This is a genomic window from Promicromonospora thailandica (assembly GCF_024171955.1).
Classification (GTDB): domain Bacteria; phylum Actinomycetota; class Actinomycetes; order Actinomycetales; family Cellulomonadaceae; genus Promicromonospora; species Promicromonospora thailandica.
Genome location: NZ_JAMTCS010000002.1, coordinates 173,300 through 193,906, shown reverse-complemented (window position 1 = coordinate 193,906; position 20,607 = coordinate 173,300). Strand labels below are relative to the sequence as shown.

Below are 20,607 nucleotides of genomic sequence, written 5' to 3'. Positions count from 1 at the left end.
ATCTTCACGGCGGCGCCCCCTGCCCGGCCGCGAGAACGGAAGCTCAGCGTGCCCCAGACGCCGAACCCCGTCGCGCCCACGGCGCGTCCTGTCCCTGCCCCCGAGTGTCAGGTGTGCCCTTGACGCGCGAACACCAGCTCGTCCCCCGTCGGACGCGACGCCCGGGCGCGCACAGGGCGCACACGACCGTCGCGGCGCACCCCGCGCACCCGGCCGTCCGCCGCTCGTCCCTCGTCCTCGCCGCCGCGCTCACGTCGGTGGCCCTGACCACCACAGCGGCGGTCAGCCTCACCGGGAGCGACAACGGCACCCCCGGAGCCGCGACCGCCGTCGAGCCGACGGCGCTGCCCAGCGCCGCCGCCGCCGACCCCGAGGTGCGGTCCGCCGCCGAGAAGGCGGACGCCGTCCTCTCCGACGCCGCGTACGTCACCCGCGAGGGCGACCTCTCCGCGAAGGAACGCAAGCGCCTCCAGAAGGCCGCTCAGGAGCTCCGCACGATGGTGGAGCAGGCCCGGCAGCCCGGTGGCACCCCGAGCCCCGCGCGTGAGGCCGTCGCCTCGCGCAGCGCCGGGCGCACCCCCCTCGCGGAGCGTGCGGCGCAGGCTCCCGCCACGGAGAAGGACGACGCCGCGGACCCGGCTCCCTCCGCCGACCCCACCGCGCCCACGAACCTGCCGGCCGCCACCGGCGCGGCACCGATCGCCGAGACCACCAGCGGTCTGACGATCCTGGAGACGCCGCTCTCGACCTCGATCGAGGCCTCGGCCGGGAGCCCGGCCGAGGACGACGGCACGCCCGCCGCGGCACCGTCGGACGCCGAGAAGCCGGCGGCGTCGGACGCCGAGCCGTCGGCCGATGCCGCTGCGCCGGCCGACACGGGCGCGCCGTCGGCCGCCCAGATCACGAAGGAGACCCGGTCGCTCGAGCGGCTGGTCGCCACGACCGGCGGTGGCGTGGTCTCGGTCAGGGCGGGCCCCACGCCCGAGGAGATCGCCGCCGCGAAGAAGGCGGCCGCGGAGCGGAAGGCCGCCAAGGCCGCCCGCGCCGCCGAGCGCGCGGCCGCCCAGGCCGCCGCCGAGGCCAAGAAGATGGCCGAGGCCGCGAAGAGCTACGGCAACGGCCAGATCCCGTCGGACGTGCTCTGCGGGCTGAGCTGGACCAACAGCGAGCAGCTGCGCTGTGACGCGGCCGCGGCGCTGGAGGACCTGAACGGCGCCTTCCGGGCCGCGTTCGGCCGCAACCTCGACCTCACCGACGGGTACCGCTCGTACGGCGAGCAGGTGTCGGTCGCGGCGACCCGCGGCGGCCTCGCCGCGGTGCCGGGCACGTCGAACCACGGCCTCGGCCAGGCGGTCGACCTGTCGGGCGGCATCGAGTCGTTCGGCAGCGCCGAGCACGCCTGGATGGTGGCGAACGCCGGCAAGTACGGCTGGAAGCACCCCGCCTGGGCCCAGGCGGGCGGCTCGAAGCCCGAGGCCTGGCACTGGGAGTACGGCACCACGTACTGACCCAGCGCACGACGGAGCGCCTGCCCGGCCCCGCGGCCGGCAGGCGCTCCGTCGTGCGTGCCGGCCTGTCAGCCCCACCCGAGCTCGTGCAGGCGCTCGTCGTCGATGCCGAAGTGGTGGGCGATCTCGTGCACCACGGTGATCGCGACCTCCTCGACGACATCCTCGCGCGTGTCGCAGATGGCGAGCGTCGGGTTCCGGAAGATGGTGATGCGGTCGGGCAGCGCACCCGCCGCCCACATGTGGTCCCGCTCCGTGAGCGGTACGCCCTCGTAGAGCCCCAGCAGCTCGGGGTCGTCGGCGGGGGCGTCGTCCTCCACGAGCACGACAACGTTGTCCATCTGCGCCGCGAGGTCGGCCGGCACGAGGTCCAGCCCTTCGCTGACGGCAGCCTCGAAGTCCTCGCGCGTCATCTCCACCACGCACCCATCATCCCCTGGGCACGCCGGCCCGGACGACGCGGTGACCACGGCGTGGACCGTGCGGCGGCACCGCCGGTCGCCTGTAGACTTGCCGCGTCCCAGCCCCCATCGTCTAGCGGCCTAGGACCCCGCCCTTTCACGGCGGTAGCACGGGTTCGAATCCCGTTGGGGGTACGAAGGGGCTCGTCAGAGCCTCGTCTCGACCGCTGTGAGGCAGGTCATCCCGGCGCGGTCGGATTCTGATTTCAGATTCGGCCCCGCGGTGGGTTAGGATTCTCACGGTTCGAAACGAGCCCCCCGGATGCGGGAAGCATCCAGCAGTTCAAGGCCCTGTAGCGCAGTTGGTTAGCGCGCCGCCCTGTCACGGCGGAGGTCGCGGGTTCAAGTCCCGTCAGGGTCGCGCGAGAGGCGCCCGGGTTGTCGGTCTCGACTATCCGGGCGTTCGCGCTAGGGCTCTGTAGCTCAGTTGGTAGAGCGTTCGACTGAAAATCGAAAGGTCACCGGATCGACGCCGGTCGGAGCCACAGCAGAACCCCCGGAACCATCAGGTTTCGGGGGTTCTTCGTTTCTGCCGGTCAGCCGGCAAGGTGACCGAGCTCAGCGGACGTGGCGTCTCCGGATCGCAGCCCCGACGACCGCCGTTGCCGTCGCCAGCACAGCCACGATCATGGCCACCGCCAGGACCTCTGCATCGTTCGGCAGTATCGGGCAGCCGGCAGGCGCGTCGTCGTCAGGGCAGGTGCGCCAGGGCTGCAGGAAGTAGATGAACGACACCGTCGCTCCGGCCACTGCGAGCGCCGAACCGCCGATGATCGACGCCGACGACGTCCGTGTCCTCATCCGGCGAGAGTAGGGCATGGCGAGGATCGGACCGACGTCGGTCGGAGCCATAGAGCCCCGGGACGGTGAGGTTCCGGGGTTCTTCACTTCCCGGGTGAAGAACGGGCCCGGCGTGCTGATCGCCGGCGCCGCGCTGCTACGTTCCCGCCATGGCTTCGCATGCTCTCGACATCCCCGCCGTCTCGGGCCAGGTCGACCTCGTACCCGACGTGTGGTGGGGCCGCAGCTATCTGACGGTCGACGGCACCAAGGCGCCGAGCGCCGGCAAGCGTGCGTTCACTCTGCAGGGCGCCGACGGCCAGCCCGTGATCGCGAAGCTCGGGCGCACCGCGCTGTTCTCGCCGGTGCCTCCGGTCGAGGTGAACGGAGCGACGTACCTCGCCGTCGAGCCGCTGCCCGTCCTCGTGCGTATCATCGGCGTCCTGCCGATCCTCCTCGTCGCGCTCGGCGGGATCGTGGGCGGTCTGGTCGCCGTGCTCACGATCGTCGTGAACCTCAGGATCGCCGGGAGCCGCCTTTCGACCGGCGCGAAGACCGCGGCCATGATCGGTACGGCCGCTGCCGCCTTCGTGATCTGGCTGCTGGTCGGCAGCGCCGTCATGGCAGCCCTTTGATGACCTCGAAGGGGTCCGGCGAGCCCGTACCTCATTGCCGGTCCGGGGCACCCTGAACGCAAAACACCACACGAAACAGCATTTCCGGTAATTGGTTCCGCGCCCGGAGACGCTGCGCGTGTTTCCTTTCACACGTTTTCGGTGCGGGACGCGCCGTCTCTGGAATTGCCGCGTACGCCGTTGACCTGTTGAGTTGTCTTCAACGGCGTACACCGATGCCGGGCACGGGAGGGCAGATGATCGAGGACGCGAAGGTCGACGGCCAGGCGGGCCCCACCACGAGCGGCACACCGGATCCCGGCCGGCCCGCCTCGCTGGGCAAGCTGGTCGAGCAGATCTCCGAGCAGGCGACCCGCCTGGTCCGCGCGGAGATCGCGCTCGCCAAGGCGGAGCTCACCGAGAAGGCGATGAAGTCCGGCATCGGGATCGGGCTGCTCGTCGTGGCGCTCCTGATCCTGGCCTACGCCGTCGGAGTGCTGTTGCTGGCGGCCGTGTACGGCCTGGGGACCGTGTGGCCCCTGTGGCTGTCCGCGCTCGCCATCGGCGGGTTCATGGTGCTCGTGACGGTCGTCCTGGCGCTCGTGGGCGTGCAGCTGCTCCAGAAGGGCACCACCAAGCCGGAGAGCATCCAGCGCGTCAAGGACGACATAGCGTCGATCAAGGAGGGGATGGGCCGATGAGCACTCCTACCACACCGCCCAGCAGCACCGAGCTCAAGGCCGAGGTCGTCCGCACGCGTGCGGACCTCGCCGCAGCGATCGACGAGCTGACGACCCGCCTGAGCCCGGGGTACCAGGCGGCGCGGGTCGCGCGCGAGGCCAAGCAGGCAGCCTCAGACGCCGGCGCGATGTTCACCGGCTCGTTCGACGAGAACGGCCCGGCGCACGATCCGCGCCGGGCCCGCAACGCCAAGATGCTGATCGGGGCCACTGTCGGCCTGGTGGCCCTCGGTACGGCGATCGCCGTGACCGTCGTGCTCAGGCGCGCGCGGGGCTGAGCTGGGGGGCAGCACCCGGCGCGCCTTCGTCCTACCTGCCGACCAATCCGTCAACGACGTCCGACTCAGCTGTCGGAGTCGCCCGAGCTGTCCGCCGCCGCACCGAGCAGCGCCCGAACCTCGGACTCCTTGTAGCGGCGGTGACCGCCCAGTGTCCGGATCGACGAGAGCTTTCCCGCTTTTGCCCAACGCGTTACTGTCTTGGGGTCAACACGGAACAAGCTCGCTACCTCGGCAGGCGTGAGCAGGACCTCGGATTCTCCGTGGATGGACATCCCCGCACCTCCTCCGGAACGGTGCCGGCCTGGCCGTACCAGGCGGTTGACGACACCCGCTCTTGCACCATTGTTAGCAGCAAACGGGATTTAGGCGACTTGGGGACGGGGTTTATTTCCTCACTTTCTCCGCCGCTCGCCACGCGCGCCCGTTTCGGGCGAGTCTGGGACACGTGCGACACGCCGCCCACTGATCCACCGTCACCGGGCGGGCGCGACACGCCCATGTTCTGTACACATCCGGGACCTGTCGTGGCATCGGTAAAGCACTCGGTGCGATGCCCGGGAATCGCCGCGCAAGCCACCGACGACGGAGCGCGACCTCGGCTGTACCGGCCGGACCCGAAAGGCAAGCAACGGCCTGCCGATCACCAAGGGATACCCAAGCACCCGGCGCCCGCGTGGGTCCGGAGCGATCCGAACGTCACACCGGAGGATGGGACGAATCACGTCCACGGACTGGAAGAAACGTCGTACCAGCATGTAACGTTGGAACCTGGACAGACGAAACGCTACGGGGCCGCACGTCCATGCACGGTGCCGCCCCGCTCCTACGTTGAGGGGGTCGGAGCCATGGGCCGCGGCCGTCAGAAGGCAAAGCAGACCAAGGTTGCTCGCGCGCTGAAGTATTACAGCCCGGAGACCAATTATCACGCCCTCGAGCAGGAGCTCAGCGGGAACTCCCGCACGGACGTGGTCACTGAGTCACGGTGGGAGTCACCGGAGGACGAGGAGTACGACAACAGGTACTCCGACTGGGCAGAGCAGGACAACACGCGCTGAGGGTGCCGGCGCCTTCGCGCCGGCCCCGCGCCCGGCAGTCCGCCAGGTCCCGCCTCCGCGTCACCCGCGGTAGTCGTTCACCAGCCTGACCGCCCCGCCGGACACACCCTTCGTCCCCGCGACCAGGTCCGCCTGCTCCGCGGTGGCGTCCAGCGTCTCCACGCCTCCGAGCGTCCATGCCGGCACGCCCAGCGCGGCGAGCCGTGCGAGGGCCGCGTCGGCGCCGTCGACCCCCACGACCGCGACCATGCCCACCCCGAGGTTCAGGGTGTTCTCCAGGTCGCGGTCCGGCACGCCGCCGAGCTCGCGCACCATCCGGAAGACGGCCGGGACGTCCCAGGACGCCCGGTCCACCGTCGCGACCAGGCCCGGGGGCAGCACGCGCGCCAGGTTCGCCGCGAGACCGCCGCCCGTGACGTGCGTGAAGGCGTGCACCTGGGCCGCCTCGTCCGCCGCCAGCGCCAGGCAGTCCGAGGCGTACACCCGCGTGGGCTCCAGCAGCTCCTCGCCCAGCGTGCGCCCCAGCTCGTCCACGTGGCGGTCCAGCGACCACCCGGCGTGCCGGACCACGGCGCGCACCAGCGAGTACCCGTTGGAGTGGAGCCCGCTGGACCCCATCGCGATCAGCACGTCGCCGGGCTGCACGCGGTCCGGACCGAGCACCCGATCGGCCTCCACGATGCCTGTGGCCGCGCCCGCGACGTCGTACTCGTCGGGCGCGAGCAGGCCCGGGTGCTCGGCGGTCTCGCCGCCGACCAGCGCGGTGTCGGCCACCTCGCAGGCCTGCGCGATGCCGCGCACGATGTCCGCGATGCGCTCCGGGACCACCTTGCCCGTCGCGATGTAGTCCGTCATGAACAACGGCTTCGCGCCCATCACGACGATGTCGTCCACCACCATGCCGACCAGGTCGAACCCGATGGTGTCGTGCTTGTCGAGCGCCTGCGCGATCGCCACCTTGGTGCCGACGCCGTCGGTGGACGTGGCCAGCAGGGGCGCGCGGTACTCCTTGAACGCCGAGAGATCGTACAGTCCGGCGAACCCGCCCACCCCGCCGAGCACGGCCGGACCCTGCGTGCGGCGCACGGCGTCCTTCATGAGCTCGACGGCCTTGTCGCCCGCCTCGGTGTCCACGCCGGCGGCGGCGTACGTCAGGCCTTCGGAAGTCACTGGTGCTCCTGCGTCGTTCGAGAGGTCGTTCGGGTGGTGCCCGCGGTCACGGGTGGTCGAGCGCGGTCGCGCCACCGGTGCTCACCGCGAGGCGCGTGAGCCCGTCCTCGGGCGGGCCCAGCGGCAGCTCGGCCTGCTCCAGCAGGTGCTTGCCCAGCTGGTCGTCCGGGGGCAGCTCGATCGGGTACTTGCCGGTGAAGCACGCGGCGCAGAGCTGCGAGCTGGGCTGCTCGGTGGCCGCGATCATGCCCTCGGTGCTGATGTAGCCGAGGCTGTCGGCGCCGAGCGACTGGCCGATCTCGTCGACGGCCAGGCCGTTGGCGATGAGCTCCGCCCGGGACGCGAAGTCGATGCCGTAGAAGCAGGGCCACTTGACCGGCGGCGACGAGATGCGCACGTGCACCTCGGCGGCGCCCGCCTCGCGGAGCATGCGGATCAGGGCGCGCTGGGTGTTGCCGCGCACGATCGAGTCGTCCACCACCACGAGGCGCTTGCCCTTGATGACCTCGCGCAGCGGGTTCAGCTTGAGCCGGATGCCGAGCTGTCGCAGCGTGTCGGACGGCTGGATGAACGTGCGTCCGACATAGGCGTTCTTCGTGAGCCCCTGGCCGAACGGGATGCCGGACTCGGCCGCGTAGCCGACGGCGGCGGGCGTGCCCGACTCCGGCGTCGGGATCACGAGGTCGGCCTCGACGGGGTGCTCGCGAGCCAGCTGACGCCCCATCTCGACCCGGGCCGCGTGGACCGACCGCCCGTTGAGGGTGTTGTCCGGCCGGGCCAGGTAGACGTACTCGAACACGCAGGCGGCCCGCTCGGCCTCGGCGAAGCGCGCCGAGCGCATACCGTCGGCGTCGATGCAGATGAGCTCGCCCGGCTCGACGTCCCGCACGTACGACGCGCCCACGATGTCGAGGGCCGGCGTCTCGCTCGCGACCACCCAGCCGCGGTCGAGGCGGCCGAGCACGAGCGGCCGGACACCCTGCGGGTCACGGGCGGCGTAGAGGGTGTTCTCGTCCATGAAGACGAGGGAGAACGCGCCGCGCAGTCGGGGCAGCACCTCGAGCGCCGTCGCCTCCAGCGTGCGGTCGGCGTCGCCGGCCAGCAGGGCGGTGATGAGGGCCGTGTCGGTGGTGTTGCCGCGGGCGAGCTCGCCGCGCCGCTGCGCGCCGTAGCGCTCCGCGACGAGGTTGACCAGCTCGGCCGAGTTCGTCAGGTTGCCGTTGTGACCCAGGGCGACCGTGCCGGACGCCGTCGGCCCGAGCGTCGGCTGGGCGTTCTCCCAGGTGACGCCACCGGTGGTGGAGTACCGGCAGTGCCCGACGGCGATGTGGCCGGTCAGGGCGTTGAGGGCGGTCTCGTCGAACACCTGGGAGACGAGCCCCATGTCCTTGTAGACCAGGATCTGCTCACCGTTGCTGGTGGCGATGCCCGCGGACTCCTGTCCGCGGTGCTGGAGGGCGTACAGACCGAAGTACGCGAGCTTGGCGACCTCCTCGCCGGGTGCCCAGACCCCGAAGACGCCACATGCGTCCTGGGGGCCCTTCTCGCCGGGCATGAGGTCGTGGTTGAGTCGGCCATCTCCGCGCAGAGGCATGGTCCGAGTATCCCATGCGAGCGGATCTGCTCGACCGGCCCCTGCTGTGACCCTCGCGGCAGACCGCCGGTCGAGGTCAGGGGCGAGATCAGCGTCCGCGGAGACTCCGACGGTCCGCGATCACCGCGAGGAGACCCGCCAGGAGCGTCGTGACCAGCGTGACGAACGCGGTCAGCACCGTGACGTAGACACCGGGCTTCATCATGGCGGCGCCGGAGGGTGAGCCCACCAGGTAGAGCGACAGGGCCAGGCCGAGCACGACGCCGACCAGGGCGCCCGTCCAGAAGAAGGCCTTGTACCGCGGCGCACGGCGCACGGTGGCCGGGTCGACGACGGCACGGACGTCCACGTCGCCCGTCGGGTCGCTGGTTGCCTCGGTGTCGCTCACGTCCCCAGGGTACGCGCCCACCCTGCCGAGGTGGTCACCCCGCGGGGCGACCACCTCGGCGAGTGGAGGGTTGGTGGAGGGTCAGCCGATCAGCTTCCAGGGGCTGTGCCGGCCCACGCCCGGGATCTGGAGGATCGTCGGGCGGGTCGCCTCGTACACCTCGCCCCGGAAGGACACGGTGTCACCCCACCAGTAGAGCTTCCACGGGATCCAGGCGGGAGCCTCGGGCTCCTCCGGGGTCGCGGCCTCGACGGTCAGCGGGAGCCGGGCCGTGGTGTCCGACGGCGACGCCTGCACCAGGAGCTGGTACGCGCCCGCCGCCGTGCCGGCCGGGACCGTCACGGTGGCCGACGTCGCCCCGGCGGACACCGGGCTGGTGCCCAGCGAGACGCCGTCGGACGCCGCACCGCCCTCCGGGACGAGGTACGTCTCGACCGCGGTGTTCTGCGGGGCGCCGAGCGAGGTCAGGTCCAGTCCGGACAGGCTCACCTCGGTGGTGGCACCCGCCTCGACCGTGCCCGGCAGCGCGGCGGCGACCGTGCGGGTGCGGGCGAAGCTCGGCGTGACGGGTGCGGAGTCCCGCAGGTACGTGATCCAGGCGTCACGGTCGACGAGACCGGAGTCGCGGCCGTCCGTGCCCTCGGTGAACACCCGGAAGTTGTCGCCCCCGGAGATCAGGAACGAGAACGTCGCGATGCGGTACTCCGCGGCCGGGTCGACGGGCACGCCGTCGATGGTGATCGACGAGACGTTGTCACCCGGCGTCGCGTTCGGGTCCGCCGTCGTGGTCGTGTACGACACGTTGTCGGACAGGCCGAGCGCCAGGTAGGGCCGCGACGGCCGGTCGCCGTTCGCGTCCGTCTGCCACTGCTGCTCGAGCAGCGTGTCCAGCTGGGCGCCGGTCAGCGTGATCGTCCACAGGTTGTTGACGAACGGCAGCACCGCGTTGGCCTCGGCATAGGTGATGACGCCGTCCTCCCCGAAGTAGAGCTCGTTGCGCAGGCCACCGGGGTTCACGACGCCGAGGTCGGCGCCGCCCCGCTCGTCCGCGGCGAGCGAGTCCCGCAGCGAGTTCGCCACGAGGTTGCCGAGCGCGGACTCCGACGCGCGGTCGTCCCGGTTGCCGCCCGTCCAGACGCCGTCGGTGTACGAGCCGCCGGCGAACGCCGTCGTGACGTCAGCGGTGACCTCGCCGATCGGCTGGGCGCCGATCTCCTCGGCCTCGGCCAGCGCCGCGTCCACGATCCCGTCCACCTCGGCGACCGCCGGGTAGGTGGCGATCAGCTCGTCGGCCGGGGTGGCGGTCCGCGCCACGTTCTCGACGGTGTAGTCCGTGACGTCGAACGACTCGGCGTCCACCGTGAGGGAGACGTGGCCCAGGAACTCGCCGTAGTTGCCGGTCTGGATGATCGGCCGGGTCTCGTTCTCCGTGCCGGGCACCGGGGCGTCCCACGCGTACTGCTTGTGCGTGTGGCCGGTGAAGATGGCCGCGACGCGCGGGTCCGTGCCCTGCACCAGGTCGGCGAAGGGGCCGCCGGCGGCGACCTCCTCCTCCAGCGTGGAGCCGTCCGGCGTCCCCGCACCGGCGCCGTCGTGCGCGAGCGCCACCACGAGGTCGGCCTCGCCGTTGGCGGCGTCGCCGTCGAGCAGCTCGTCCGTCACGCGGTTGAGCGCCTCGACCGGGTCGCCGAACTCCAGGCCCACGATGCCCGACGGCGTGACGAGCGTCGGCGTCTCCTGCGTGACCACGCCGACGAAGCCGACGTCGACGCCGTTCACGGGCACCACCTGGTACTCGGGCAGAGCGGGCTCGCCCGTGTCCTCGTCGTAGACGTTGGCGCCCAGGTACTCCCAGTCGGCGGCGTCGGTGACGCGTCCGGTGAGGTCCTCCATGCCCTGGTCGAACTCGTGGTTGCCCACCGCGGAGGTGGTCAGTCCGAGCGCATCGAGGACGTCGATCGTGGGCTGGTCCTGCTGCAGCGCGGACGCGAACAGCGAGGCGCCGATGTTGTCGCCCGCCGAGACGAACGCGGTGCCCTCCGGGTTCTGCGCCCGGAGCTCCTCGACCGTGCCGGCGAAGGCCACGGTGTTGGCGTCGATGCGGCCGTGGAAGTCGTTGATCGCCACGAGGTCGAGGTCGACCGTGCCCGGCTCGGTGGTGGTCCCGCCGAGGTCGAGGCCGACGAGCACCGGGTCGTGGTCGGAGGACCGGAACGGCGACTCGTCGTACAGGATGGTCGCGTTGTAGTTGTAGCGGCTGTACTCGTTCGCCAGCGGCTCGTAGGCATTGATGTTCCAGATGTCGGTGCCGGTCACGGCCTCGGTGGCGGCCGGCGAGGCCAGCACGTGGTCGAGCGAGCCGACCATGCCGTCGAAGCTGTAGCTGTACTCGCCCGTGGCGGCACCGAGGTCCGTGTACCCGGCCTCGACCAGCGTCTGGATCGGGTCCTCCTGCTCGTAGGCGTTGAAGTCACCCACCAGCAGCACCTTGTCCGTGCCGGCCGCGGAGGCCTGCTCCTGCGCGAAGGCAGCGAGCGACGTCGCCTGGCGCGTGCGGGACTCGTTGGAGGCGCCCTGGCCGTCACCCTGGTCCTCGTCACCAGGCCACGGGCCGGCCGATCCCTTCGACTTGAAGTGGTTGGCGACCACGAGCACGTCGTCGCCCGCGTCGGCGGCACCACCGGCGGGCTGGAACACCTGCGCCAGCGGCTGCCGGGCGTTGCCGAACGCCTCGTCACCGATCAGGATGGTCGACTCCCCGACCGGCTCCGCCGTGGCGGTCCGGTAGATGAAGGCGTTGCGGATGACGTCCTCGGTGTCGGGCACCTCGGCCGGCGAGGCCACGTAGGCCCAGGTGCCGGCGCCCTCCGCGGCGTTCAGGGCGTCCACCAGGGTGCCGAGGGCCTCGTCGCGCGGGCCGCCCAGCGTGGCGGTGTTCTCGATCTCCAGCAGCGCGACGACGTCCGCCCCGAGGGCCGTGATCGCCGCGACGATCTTGGTCTGCTGCCGCTGGAGGTCCTCCTCCTCGGCCGCACCGCGGGCGTCGCAGCCGCCCGAGACGGTGACCGGGTCGCCCGTGCGGTCGGTGTAGTAGGTGCAGCCCTCGAGCTCGTCGCCCGTCGTGCTGAAGTAGTTCAGCACGTTGAAGGTCGCGACCTTCAGGTCGCCGCCCACCGCGGCGGGCGCGTCCTCGCGGGTGTTCTCGAACGTGGCCGGCTGCACGGTCTCCGCGACGTCGGGCGTCAGGTGGGTCAGCGGCTGGAAGCCCCACGCGTCGTAGCGGTAGTCGAGGATCACCGGGGTGGTGAACGTGACCCCGGCGCCGACCCGCAGCGGCGCGCCGCCGGTCAGGTAGGGCAACGGCTTCGACTTGTTCGCGTTCGAGCTGTAGTTGGTCGACGACCCGTCGTCGAGCAGCACGGCACGCGCCGCGTTGTCCGCGACCTGTGCGTCGTACTCCGCCGAGCCGGGCCGGGCCACCGTCGTCGGCTGCACCAGCGGGTCGTCGCCCGCGGCGAGCCCGATGGTGCCGTAGAAGTTGGTGTCGTAGTTGTCGGTCACGGTGAACTCGCCCTGCGGGGCGAGCAGCATGCCCTCAAGCGCCTCGCGGCCCGCCGCGTCGGCGGGCCACCCGGCAGGCGTGGGCTCCACGGAGGCCGCCGTGTCGAGCACGGTCCAGCCGCCCGACGCCGGGGTGAGCTCCGTCAGCCCGTTGTACTCCGAGACGACACCTGTCACCTCGACGTGGTCGCCGATCGAGACGGCGGCGGCAGCGGCGGCGGAGAAGACGAAGACGGCGTCCGAGGCCCCGGGCGTGGCGTCGGCGTCGCCGCCGGTGCCCGCGGTCTGCAGGTAGAAGCCGTTGAAGCCGCCGGTCGGGTAGACGGCGGTCACGACGCCCTGGGTGGTCACGGTCTCGCCGGCCAGCGGGCTGGCGTCGCCGGTGCCCTGGATGTCGGCGATCGGCGTGACGTCCAGCGCCTGCGCCGGGGCCAGGCCGGCCAGGGTGGTGGGGACGGCCAGGGCGGCCGTCAGGGCGGCGGCCACGACAGGGCGGGCCGGCCTCGCGGATCTCGGTGAGGATCGGAGCGTGCTGGGTACCACGCTGACTCCTTCTGCAGTTGAAGCGGGGGTGCTCGGGTCACGCCACGAGCGCACCCAACCAACCACGGCGCGATGAATGCGCGGTTACGAACGGGGACCCACGGGAAAAATTCCCGGTCTCCGAGGCTGCGCACCGATCGTTGTGCTCGCCGCGGCTCGTCGAGCGAGCACGCGCGCCGAGAGTAGCGCGCGTCACCCACACGCGCCACGAACGCGCGGACGGTTACTGACTCAGCGGCAGCAGCGGCGAGATGTCCGAACGCTCGCCCGATGCCCGCACCCGGCCGTCCCCGACGGCGTCCGCCCAGGTCACGGCACCGGTCGCCAGTCCGAGCCAGGTGGCCGGATCCGTCTCGACCACGTTCGGCGGAGTTCCGCGCGTGTGCCGGGGTCCAGCCACCGCCTGCACCGCCCCCGCGGGGGGCACCCGCACCTCGACCGAGTTCCCGGGCGCACGGTCGGCCAGCTCCTCCAGCGTGAACCGCACGGCGGTGGTCACGTCACGGCGGTCCGCCGCGCCCCGGGCCCAGGCGTCGACGGCGGCGCGGCCGGCCTCCGGGTCGGTCCGCCGGCGCGGCGGCACTACCGCACCGCCAGGAAGTCGCCGAGCCGGGTCCAGCCGGACCGCTCGAGGCTCGTGAAGTCCGTGCCCGGCACCACGAACATGGCCGTGTCCTCGCCGTTCGACACCTCGGTGCCCGTCGGGTTCGGCGTCATCGTGCAGCCCGCGATCGTGTCGCCCTCGGCGGGGGCCAGCACGAGGCAGGTGGACGCACCGTCCTCGGTGCGCGCGGCGTAGTAGGTGGTGCCGCTCTCCTCGGCGAGCCGGCGCGTCGTGTCGCCGTCGACGGTGATGTCCTCGAGCTGGGCGTCGGAGAGCACGTCGTCGGCCTGCTGCTCCTCGTCGAACACGGCCTCCAGGTCCTGCACGCCGTCCGCGGGCGTACAGCCCGTGAGCAGGGCGGACAGACCGAGGGCGGCTACGGCACGGGACCTGCGGACAGCGAGAGCGGCAGACGTCATGGGGTCAGTATGACCGGGCCGGTCATACCGGTGACCGCGTCAGTAGCGGTAGCCGTCGGGGATGCGGCCCTCGACCGCGAGGAGGTCCGCCGCGACCACGAGGGGCAGCTCGCGCGACGACAGCACCGGGTACTCCCCCAGGTAGGCGCCGCCCGGGTAGCCGTCCGGCCGGACGACCGGGACGGGCTGCGACATCGAGGCGAGCCGGCGGGCGGCCGGGGCACGCCGGGGCCACGGCTCGGACATCGGCACCTCGTCCCGGACCTGCGGCCGTACCGGGCGGCGCATCGGCGGATACCCGACGCCGTGGCCCGGGTGCGACGCGGCGGGCGCGCCCTCGGCTCCCTGCGGCGCCTGCTCCGGGCCGGACGCCGCCGGTGTGTCGGGCCGGGACCGGTACGGCTCGGCCTGGGCGGCAGGCCGGGCGGCATACGGCTCGTCCGGCTCCGGCCGGGCCGAGTAGGGCGGCTCCGGCGAGTAGGGCGACGCTGACGGGTACGGCTCCGGCCGGGACCGTGGCGACGGGTACGGCTGAGACGGGTACGGCTCAGACGCGTACGGCTCAGACGAGTACCGCCGGTCGGTCTGCGCCTCGTCGGCGCGCGCCTCGTCGGGTCGCGGCTGGTGGGCGTATCCCTGGTCGGTGTACGCCTCGTCGGCAGCGCCCGGGTACGGCTGGGGACCGCGCGAGTCGGCACCCGCACGGCTCGCGAACGACTCGCCGCTGGTGCGGTCCGCGACGGTGCGGTCCGCGACGGCGGCACCGTGGTGCACCGCGCGCCGGCCCGGGTAGGGCCGGCCGCCGGAGAGCCGGGCGGGCGGGTACGACCGGGGGTACGACGCCGGGGGCGGCTGCGGGGCCGGCTCACGGGTGCCTGCCGGCTCGGCGCCGGACAGGAGCGCGCCGTGGGCGGGCACCGGCCCGTCGTCCGGCCGCGCGAACGGCGTGGGCGACCCCGAAGGCGGCACCGGAGACGGGCCGCGGTACGGCGCGCGAGCAGGTGCGGAACCGAAGGCCGGCGGCGGCGCGGACGGGGCCGCCGACGACGAGCCCGGCACCGCACGGCCGGACGGCACAGGGTTCGATCCCCCGGGGCCCGATCCCCCAGGGCCTGATCCCCCAGACCCGGAGCCGCCGGAACCGGACGCCGCAGAATCGGACGTCGTAGGGCCGGACGTCGCAGGGCCGGACGCCCCGGGCGTCGCACGATCAACCAGCCCCGAGCCGGCCGACGCACGACCCGACGACCCCGGTGTGGGCGAGGGCCCGGGCGACGGCGACGGCTCGGCCTTCCGGCGTGGCGCCGGCCCGCGACGCCCCGCCGTGCGTCGGCCCCCGCCCTCCGGGGAGGCCGCCGGGCCCGGCTCGCCCCCGGGCGGGTCGCCCAGCGTGAACAGGACGCGCCGCTCGGACACGTCGGCCTCGGCCAGCCGCACCCGCACCTCGTCGCCCAGCGGGAGGCTCGTACCCGTGACCCGCGCCCGGACCGCGGGGTCGCGCAGCACGACCTGGCCCCGCTGCCGCTCCCGGCCGGACTTGTCGTCGTCCTCGACGTCGACCACCACGCCCGCGAACTCCTCGCCCAGGCGGTCCGCGAGCATGGACGCCTCGACGATGTCGATGCACTCGCGCTCGAACGACGCCGACCGGCGCCCCGTCTCGGCCATGATCCCGGGCAGCTCGGGCATGGCGTCGAGCACCCAGTCCGGGACGGGCGTGCCCGCGGAGACGGCGAGGCAGATCTCGGTCGCGTACCGGTCGATCAGGCGGCGCAGCGGCGCGGTCACGTGTGCGTAGTCGGCGGCGATGGCGGCGTGCCGGGTGTCCTCGGGCGCGGGCACCACGGCGCCGTCGGGCCCGGGCATGCCGAACGCGACGTACCCCGCCCCGCGGAACAGCGTGGTCGCCTCGTTGAGGAACGCGGCGTGCTCCGGGATGCGGGAGACGAGCGTGGGCACCAGCCGCGCGTACGGCAGCGTGTCCGGCCACTCGATGCCGAGCGCACGGGCGGTGCGGTGCAGCCGGGCCAGGTCGCGCGGGTCGGCCTCGGGCAGCGTGCGCAGGAGGCCCACGCCGGCCTCGCGCATCAGGTGCGCGGCGGCGATGCCGGTGAGCAGCGAGATCTGTGCGTTCCACTCCTCGACCGGCAGGTTCCGCCGGAACGAGAGCGTGTACGTGCCGTCCTCACGCCGCTCGACCTCCTGCTCCGGCACCTCCAGCGAGACGCCGCCGCGCGCCACCTCCAGGGACTGGCGCAGGCGGCCGACGTCCGCCAGGAGCTGGAGGGACTCGCTCGCGGTCCCGGCGTCGAGCCCCGACTGGACCTCCGCGTAGGTGAGCCGCTCGCGGCTCCGCACGAGGGCCCGCTCGAGCCCGGCCCCGGTGATGATGCCGCGCGAGCTCAGGGTGACCGTCCACAGCACGGCCGGGCGGTCCTCGTCGGGCAGGAGGCTGGCCGCGCCCTCGGAGAGGATCTTGGGGTGCAGCGGGGTCCGGGCGTCCGGCCCGTAGACGGTCATGCCGCGCTTGCGCACCTCGGTGTCGAGGGCGCCGCCCGGGGTCACGAACGACCCGACGTCCGCGATCGCGTAGTGCACCACGTAGCCCTCGCCGGACTGCTCGACGTGCACCGCCTGGTCCAGGTCCTTCGAGCCCGGCGGGTCGATGGTGACGAACTCGATGTCCCGGCGGTCCGCCCGGCCCGCCGTGAAGTCCTGCGCCGCCGCTGCCCGCGCCTCCTCCAGCACGTCCTGCGGGAACATCGCGGGCAGCCCGACCTCGGCGCGCAGCGCCGCGAGGGCACTCGTCACGTCGTCGGGGGCGGAGGGCGCGAGGCGCATCTGACGAGTGGGCACATCTGCGAACATAAGCCGGTTCCGCGCTCACCGCGCGGTGTCGCTGTGCTATCGCACGACGACGGTGGCCAGCAGCGCCCGGTGGTCCGTGCCGGCCACCTGCACGGGCACGACGTCGGAGACCGGCATGTCCCGCTCCACCACCACGTGGTCCAGCGCGAACAGCGGCGGCACCCGGCTGCCCTCGGGCCAGGTCACCGCCGGACCCGACCCCCACTCGCGCGTGGCGTCCACGAACCGCGACCCGAGCAGGTCGCGGAAGGTCGCGTGGTCGTAGGTGGCGTTGAAGTCGCCGGCCACGATCTGCGGTGTCTCGTCCGCGTGCAGCCTTCCGGTGAGCTCGACGAGCTCGGTGCGCCAGGTCGCCGTCTCGCCGGGCAGCGGCGGGTAGGGGTGCGCCACGCTGACGCGCACGTCGGTGCCACCCACGTCGACCAGGGCGGACGGCATCGAGAAGCTCGTGCCGCGCAGCTGCTCCGGCTCCGTCAGCGGCTCCGACGACCAGAGGCCGCTGCCGCCGGGACCGTCGTCGGCGGGCACCGTGAAGCTGTGGGTCAGCAGGTCGTCGAGCCCTGCGTCCGACAGGGCCGACGCGAGGCCGGGCGTGAGCTCCTGCACGGCGAGCACCTCGACGTGCTGCGTCTCCACGAGGTCGACCACGGCCTCGGCGTCCGCCTGCCCGAGGTGCGCGTTCAGCGTCATGACGCGCAGGGTCCCGGCGTCGGCCGGGTCGGCGGGCGCCGTGGCGGGCGGCGGCACGAAGAACGGCGCGGTCCAGTACAGGAAGCCCGCGAGCGACGCCGTGAGCAGCACCGTCAGTACCCAGCGCCGGGAGAAGAGGGCGATGACGAGCAGCGGCAGCGCCACCAGGCCCGCCCACGGCGTGAAGGGCGCGATCAGCGGCAGGGGCGGCACATTGTCGAACGGGAGCACCCGGGCCAGCGCCACCAGGAGCAGGGGGGCCGCGAGGACCCAGAGCACGAGGGACACGAGCCCGCGGACAAATCGCACGCCCCGGACCCTACCGGCCCGGGGCGCCCACCCCGGCCGCCGGCGGGGTGAGAAAGCGAGATCTGTGTGACAGAGCTGCTCCGGTCAGCCGAAGATGGCGGGCAGGGTGGCCTCGTGGGTCTCGCGGGCCTCGGCCAGCGGGATCTCGAAGTGGCCCTCGACCACCAGGGCGTCGCCGCCCGTGGTGCCCAGGCGCAGCACCGGCACGCCGGCGTCCTCGGCCAGGTGGGTCAGCTCGCCCTCGTGCTCCGGGTCGACGGCGACGACCACGCGCCCCGTCGACTCCGAGAACAGCGCCACGAACGGGTCCACCTTGTCGCGGCCGGTCACGCCCTCCAGCGCCACCGTCGCGCCGACGCCGAACCGCAGCGACGCCTCCAGCAGCGCCTGCACGAGCCCGCCCTCGGACAGGTCGTGCGCGGCGGCCGCGAGGCCCGTCTTCCGGGCCTCCACGAGCGCGCCCGCCAGCGCCTTCTCCGCGGCCAGGTCCACGCGCGGCGGCAGTCCGCCGAGGTGACCGTGCACGACGTCGGCCCAGGCCGAGCCGTCGAGCTCGTCCCGCGTGGTGCCGAGCAGCAGGAGCGACAGGCCCTCCGTGCGCCAGCCGGACGCGAGCGCGGTGCTCACGTCGTCGACCACGCCGAGCACGCCCACCACGGGGGTCGGGTGGATCGACGAGTCGATCTGGCCCGGCTCGCCCGTGCCGTTGTAGAGGGAGACGTTGCCGCCGGTGACCGGCACGCCGAGCTCCTGGCACGCGTCGGCGAGCCCCTCGATCGCCTCGACGAGCTGCCACATCGAGTCCGGGTGCTCCGGCGAGCCGAAGTTGAGGCAGTCCGTCACGGCGAGCGGCTCGGCGCCCGACGTGGCGACGTTGCGGTACGCCTCCGCCAGCGCGAGGGCCGCACCCGTGCGCGGGTCGAGCTTGCCGTAGCGGCCGTTCGCGTCCGTCGCGAGGGCGACGCCCAGGCCCGTGGACTCGTCGACGCGCACGACGCCGCTGTCGTCAGGCTGGGCCAGCGCCGTGTTGCCCTGGACGAACCGGTCGTACTGGTCGGTGACCCACGCCTTCGACGCGAGGTTCGGGGAGCCCAGGAGCGCCAGCGCGGTGGACCGCAGCTCCTCGCCGCCCGCGGGGCGCGGCAGGCCGGCCGCCGCCGTCGAGTCGGCCTGGAGCGCGTCCTGCCACTCCGGGCGCGCGTACGGGCGCTCGTAGACCGGACCCTCGTGCGCGACCGTCTTCGGGTCGACGTCGACGATCCGCTGGCCGTGGTGGTCGATCGTGAGGCGGCCGGAGTCGTTCACCTCGCCGATGACGGCGGTCTCGACCTCCCACTTCGCCGTGATCGCGAGGAACGCGTCGAGCTGGTCGGGCCGGACGACGGCCATCATGCGCTCCTGCGACTCCGACATGAGGATCTCGCCGGCGTTCAGCGTGGGGTCACGCAGCAGCACGTCGTCGAGGTCCACGTGCATGCCGCCGTCGCCGTTCGAGGCGAGCTCGGACGTGGCGCACGAGATGCCCGCGGCGCCGAGGTCCTGGATGCCCTCCACGACCTTGGCGGAGAACAGCTCCAGGCAGCACTCGATGAGCACCTTCTCCATGAAGGGGTCGCCCACCTGGACCGACGGCCGCTTGGCGGGCACGCCGTCCTCGAACGTCTCGGAGGCGAGGATCGAGGCGCCGCCGATGCCGTCGCCGCCCGTCCGCGCGCCGAAGAGCACGACCTTGTTGCCGAGGCCGGACGCGTTGGCGAGGTGGATGTCCTCGTGCCGCAGCACGCCGAGGCAGAGCGCGTTCACGAGCGGGTTGCCCTGGTAGGAGCCGTCGAAGACGAGCTCGCCGCCGATGTTCGGCAGGCCGAGGGAGTTGCCGTAGCCGCCGACGCCGGAGACGACGCCGTGCACGACGCGGGCCGTGTCGGGGTGCTCGACGGCGCCGAACCGGAGCTGGTCCATGACCGCCACGGGGCGGGCGCCCATCGAGATGATGTCGCGGACGATGCCGCCCACGCCGGTCGCGGCGCCCTGGTAGGGCTCGACGAACGACGGGTGGTTGTGCGACTCGACCTTGAAGGTGACGGCCCAGCCGTCACCGATGTCGACGACGCCGGCGTTCTCGCCGATCCCGACGAGGAGGTGTTCCTTCATCTCGTCGGTCACGCGCTCGCCGAACTTGCGCAGGTGCACCTTCGACGACTTGTAGGAGCAGTGCTCGCTCCACATCACGGAGTACATCGCGAGCTCGGCCGCGGTGGGGCGGCGGCCCAGGATGTCCTTGATGCGCTGGTACTCGTCCTCCTTGAGGCCGAGCTCGCCGTACGGCTGCGCCTCGTCGGGGGTGGCCGCCGCGTTCTGGACCGTGTCCAGGGTCGGGACGGGAGTCGGGCGGGAGGGTGCCTGGGACGCGGGCGCGGTCATGTAGAACCTCTGCGTGCGGGGTAGGTTTCCGGGCGCCGGAGCGCCCGCCCCAGTCTACGACGGTCGGCACGACGGGGCGGTCGCGCCCTCGTCACACGTGTCGGACGCGCAGGCCGCCCCGGCGACCTGCGCGTCCGACGACGCCGAGGGGTCAGAGCTGCGAGTCGTAGACCCGCACGTAGTCGACCACCATCTGCTGCGGGAACTGCGTGCTGCCGTCCGGGTAGCCGGGCCAGTTGCCGCCCACGGCCACGTTCAGGATGAAGAAGAACGGCTGGTTGTAGACCCACGGGTTGCCGTTGGTGTTCGCGGGCGTGAACGTCTGGTAGGCGTTGCCGTCCACGGGCCAGGTGATGGAGTTCGGGTTCCAGTCGATGGCGAAGGTGTGGAAGTCGTCGGCGAAGGACCAGCCCTGCGGGTGCATGTACTGGCCGGTGATGGGGTTGCCGCCGGAGTAGCCGGGGCCGTGCAGCGTGCCGTGCACGAGGTGCGGCTCGTACCCGACGTTCTCCATGATGTCGATCTCGCCCGCGTCGGGCCACGGGGTGCCCGGGAACTGGCCGCCGAGCATCCAGAACGCCGGCCAGATGCCCTGGCCCCG

General features: G+C 72.7%; 18 protein-coding genes and 3 tRNA genes. 8 read left to right on the top strand and 13 right to left on the bottom strand.

Translation table 11 applies throughout. The features are described from left to right. The first annotated feature begins 119 nt into the window (after nt 1-119). Complete coding sequence (locus tag APR03_RS04035; protein ID WP_253833030.1) at nt 120-1,508, top strand: D-alanyl-D-alanine carboxypeptidase family protein; 1,389 nt, start codon at nt 120-122, stop codon at nt 1,506-1,508. Between the two features lie 68 nt (nt 1,509-1,576). Here APR03_RS04035 and APR03_RS04030 read toward each other — a convergent pair whose 3' ends face one another. Further along, nucleotides 1,577-1,921: a metallopeptidase family protein gene (locus tag APR03_RS04030; protein ID WP_253833452.1), complete on the bottom strand. Its 345-nt coding sequence runs from the start codon at nt 1,919-1,921 to the stop codon at nt 1,577-1,579. 110 nt (nt 1,922-2,031) lie between these two features. Here APR03_RS04030 and APR03_RS04025 point away from each other — a divergent pair. From APR03_RS04025 to APR03_RS04015, 3 genes are all read left to right on the top strand, one after another. Continuing rightward, a tRNA-Glu gene (locus APR03_RS04025) sits at nt 2,032-2,104 on the top strand. A gap of 152 nt (nt 2,105-2,256) precedes the next feature. Beyond that, nucleotides 2,257-2,330, top strand: a tRNA-Asp gene (locus tag APR03_RS04020). Nucleotides 2,331-2,381: 51 nt separating this feature from the next. Continuing rightward, a tRNA-Phe gene (locus APR03_RS04015) sits at nt 2,382-2,454 on the top strand. Between the two features lie 73 nt (nt 2,455-2,527). Here APR03_RS04015 and APR03_RS04010 read toward each other — a convergent pair. Beyond that, nucleotides 2,528-2,770 (bottom strand): hypothetical protein, encoded by a 243-nt coding sequence (locus APR03_RS04010; protein WP_253833029.1) that lies wholly within the window; start codon nt 2,768-2,770, stop codon nt 2,528-2,530. Between the two features lie 149 nt (nt 2,771-2,919). Here APR03_RS04010 and APR03_RS04005 point away from each other — a divergent pair, with 149 nt between their 5' ends. The 3 genes from APR03_RS04005 (at nt 2,920) to APR03_RS03995 (ending at nt 4,381) form a co-directional block, all read left to right on the top strand. Then, on the top strand, nt 2,920-3,384 hold the full coding sequence (locus tag APR03_RS04005) for a hypothetical protein (protein WP_253833028.1): 465 nt from the start codon (nt 2,920-2,922) through the stop codon (nt 3,382-3,384). Nucleotides 3,385-3,620: 236 nt separating this feature from the next. After that, on the top strand, nt 3,621-4,064 hold the full coding sequence (locus tag APR03_RS04000) for a phage holin family protein (protein WP_253833027.1): 444 nt from the start codon (nt 3,621-3,623) through the stop codon (nt 4,062-4,064). Beyond that, nucleotides 4,061-4,381 carry a DUF3618 domain-containing protein gene (locus tag APR03_RS03995; RefSeq protein WP_253833026.1) on the top strand — a complete coding sequence of 107 codons (321 nt, stop codon included), beginning with the start codon at nt 4,061-4,063 and terminating at the stop codon, nt 4,379-4,381. Before APR03_RS04000 ends, APR03_RS03995 begins: the two co-directional genes overlap by 4 nt. 65 nt (nt 4,382-4,446) lie before the next feature. Here the strand turns inward: APR03_RS03995 and APR03_RS03990 are convergent, their stop codons facing one another. Continuing rightward, entirely contained in the window at nt 4,447-4,656 is a 210-nt protein-coding gene (locus APR03_RS03990; protein WP_171106831.1) for a BldC family transcriptional regulator, read from the bottom strand. Between the two features lie 573 nt (nt 4,657-5,229). Between APR03_RS03990 and APR03_RS03985 the strand changes: the two genes are divergently transcribed. After that, entirely contained in the window at nt 5,230-5,439 is a 210-nt protein-coding gene (locus APR03_RS03985) for a DUF3073 domain-containing protein (protein WP_253833024.1), read from the top strand. Nucleotides 5,440-5,499: 60 nt separating this feature from the next. Here APR03_RS03985 and purM read toward each other — a convergent pair whose 3' ends face one another. From purM to APR03_RS03935, 10 genes are all read right to left on the bottom strand, one after another. After that, the gene (gene purM / locus APR03_RS03980; protein WP_253833022.1) at nt 5,500-6,609 is read right to left on the bottom strand and encodes a phosphoribosylformylglycinamidine cyclo-ligase; all 1,110 of its coding nucleotides are present in this window, start codon (nt 6,607-6,609) and stop codon (nt 5,500-5,502) included. Between the two features lie 46 nt (nt 6,610-6,655). After that, a complete protein-coding gene (purF, locus tag APR03_RS03975; RefSeq protein ID WP_253833020.1) occupies nt 6,656-8,203 on the bottom strand; it encodes an amidophosphoribosyltransferase in 1,548 nt (515 codons plus the stop codon). Between the two features lie 88 nt (nt 8,204-8,291). Beyond that, nucleotides 8,292-8,591: a hypothetical protein gene (locus APR03_RS03970; protein WP_253833018.1), complete on the bottom strand. Its 300-nt coding sequence runs from the start codon at nt 8,589-8,591 to the stop codon at nt 8,292-8,294. 81 nt (nt 8,592-8,672) lie between these two features. After that, entirely contained in the window at nt 8,673-12,638 is a 3,966-nt protein-coding gene (locus APR03_RS03965; protein ID WP_253833015.1) for an ExeM/NucH family extracellular endonuclease, read from the bottom strand. A gap of 280 nt (nt 12,639-12,918) precedes the next feature. Further along, nucleotides 12,919-13,278, bottom strand: a complete 360-nt coding sequence (locus APR03_RS03960; protein ID WP_253833013.1) for a sterol carrier family protein — start codon at nt 13,276-13,278, stop codon at nt 12,919-12,921. Then, nucleotides 13,278-13,718 carry a hypothetical protein gene (locus APR03_RS03955; RefSeq protein WP_253833011.1) on the bottom strand — a complete coding sequence of 147 codons (441 nt, stop codon included), beginning with the start codon at nt 13,716-13,718 and terminating at the stop codon, nt 13,278-13,280. The genes APR03_RS03960 and APR03_RS03955 overlap by 1 nt, the downstream gene beginning before the upstream one ends. 39 nt (nt 13,719-13,757) lie before the next feature. Further along, the gene (locus APR03_RS25160) at nt 13,758-16,574 is read right to left on the bottom strand and encodes an RNB domain-containing ribonuclease (protein ID WP_308216435.1); all 2,817 of its coding nucleotides are present in this window, start codon (nt 16,572-16,574) and stop codon (nt 13,758-13,760) included. A 48-nt stretch (nt 16,575-16,622) separates the two neighbouring features. Continuing rightward, entirely contained in the window at nt 16,623-17,585 is a 963-nt protein-coding gene (locus APR03_RS03945; protein WP_253833009.1) for an endonuclease/exonuclease/phosphatase family protein, read from the bottom strand. Between the two features lie 84 nt (nt 17,586-17,669). Continuing rightward, nucleotides 17,670-20,006, bottom strand: a complete 2,337-nt coding sequence (gene purL / locus APR03_RS03940) for a phosphoribosylformylglycinamidine synthase subunit PurL (protein WP_253833007.1) — start codon at nt 20,004-20,006, stop codon at nt 17,670-17,672. 151 nt (nt 20,007-20,157) lie between these two features. Then, nucleotides 20,158-20,607: glycoside hydrolase family 16 protein (locus tag APR03_RS03935; protein WP_253833005.1), on the bottom strand; the 450-nt coding region annotated here is incomplete at its 5' end.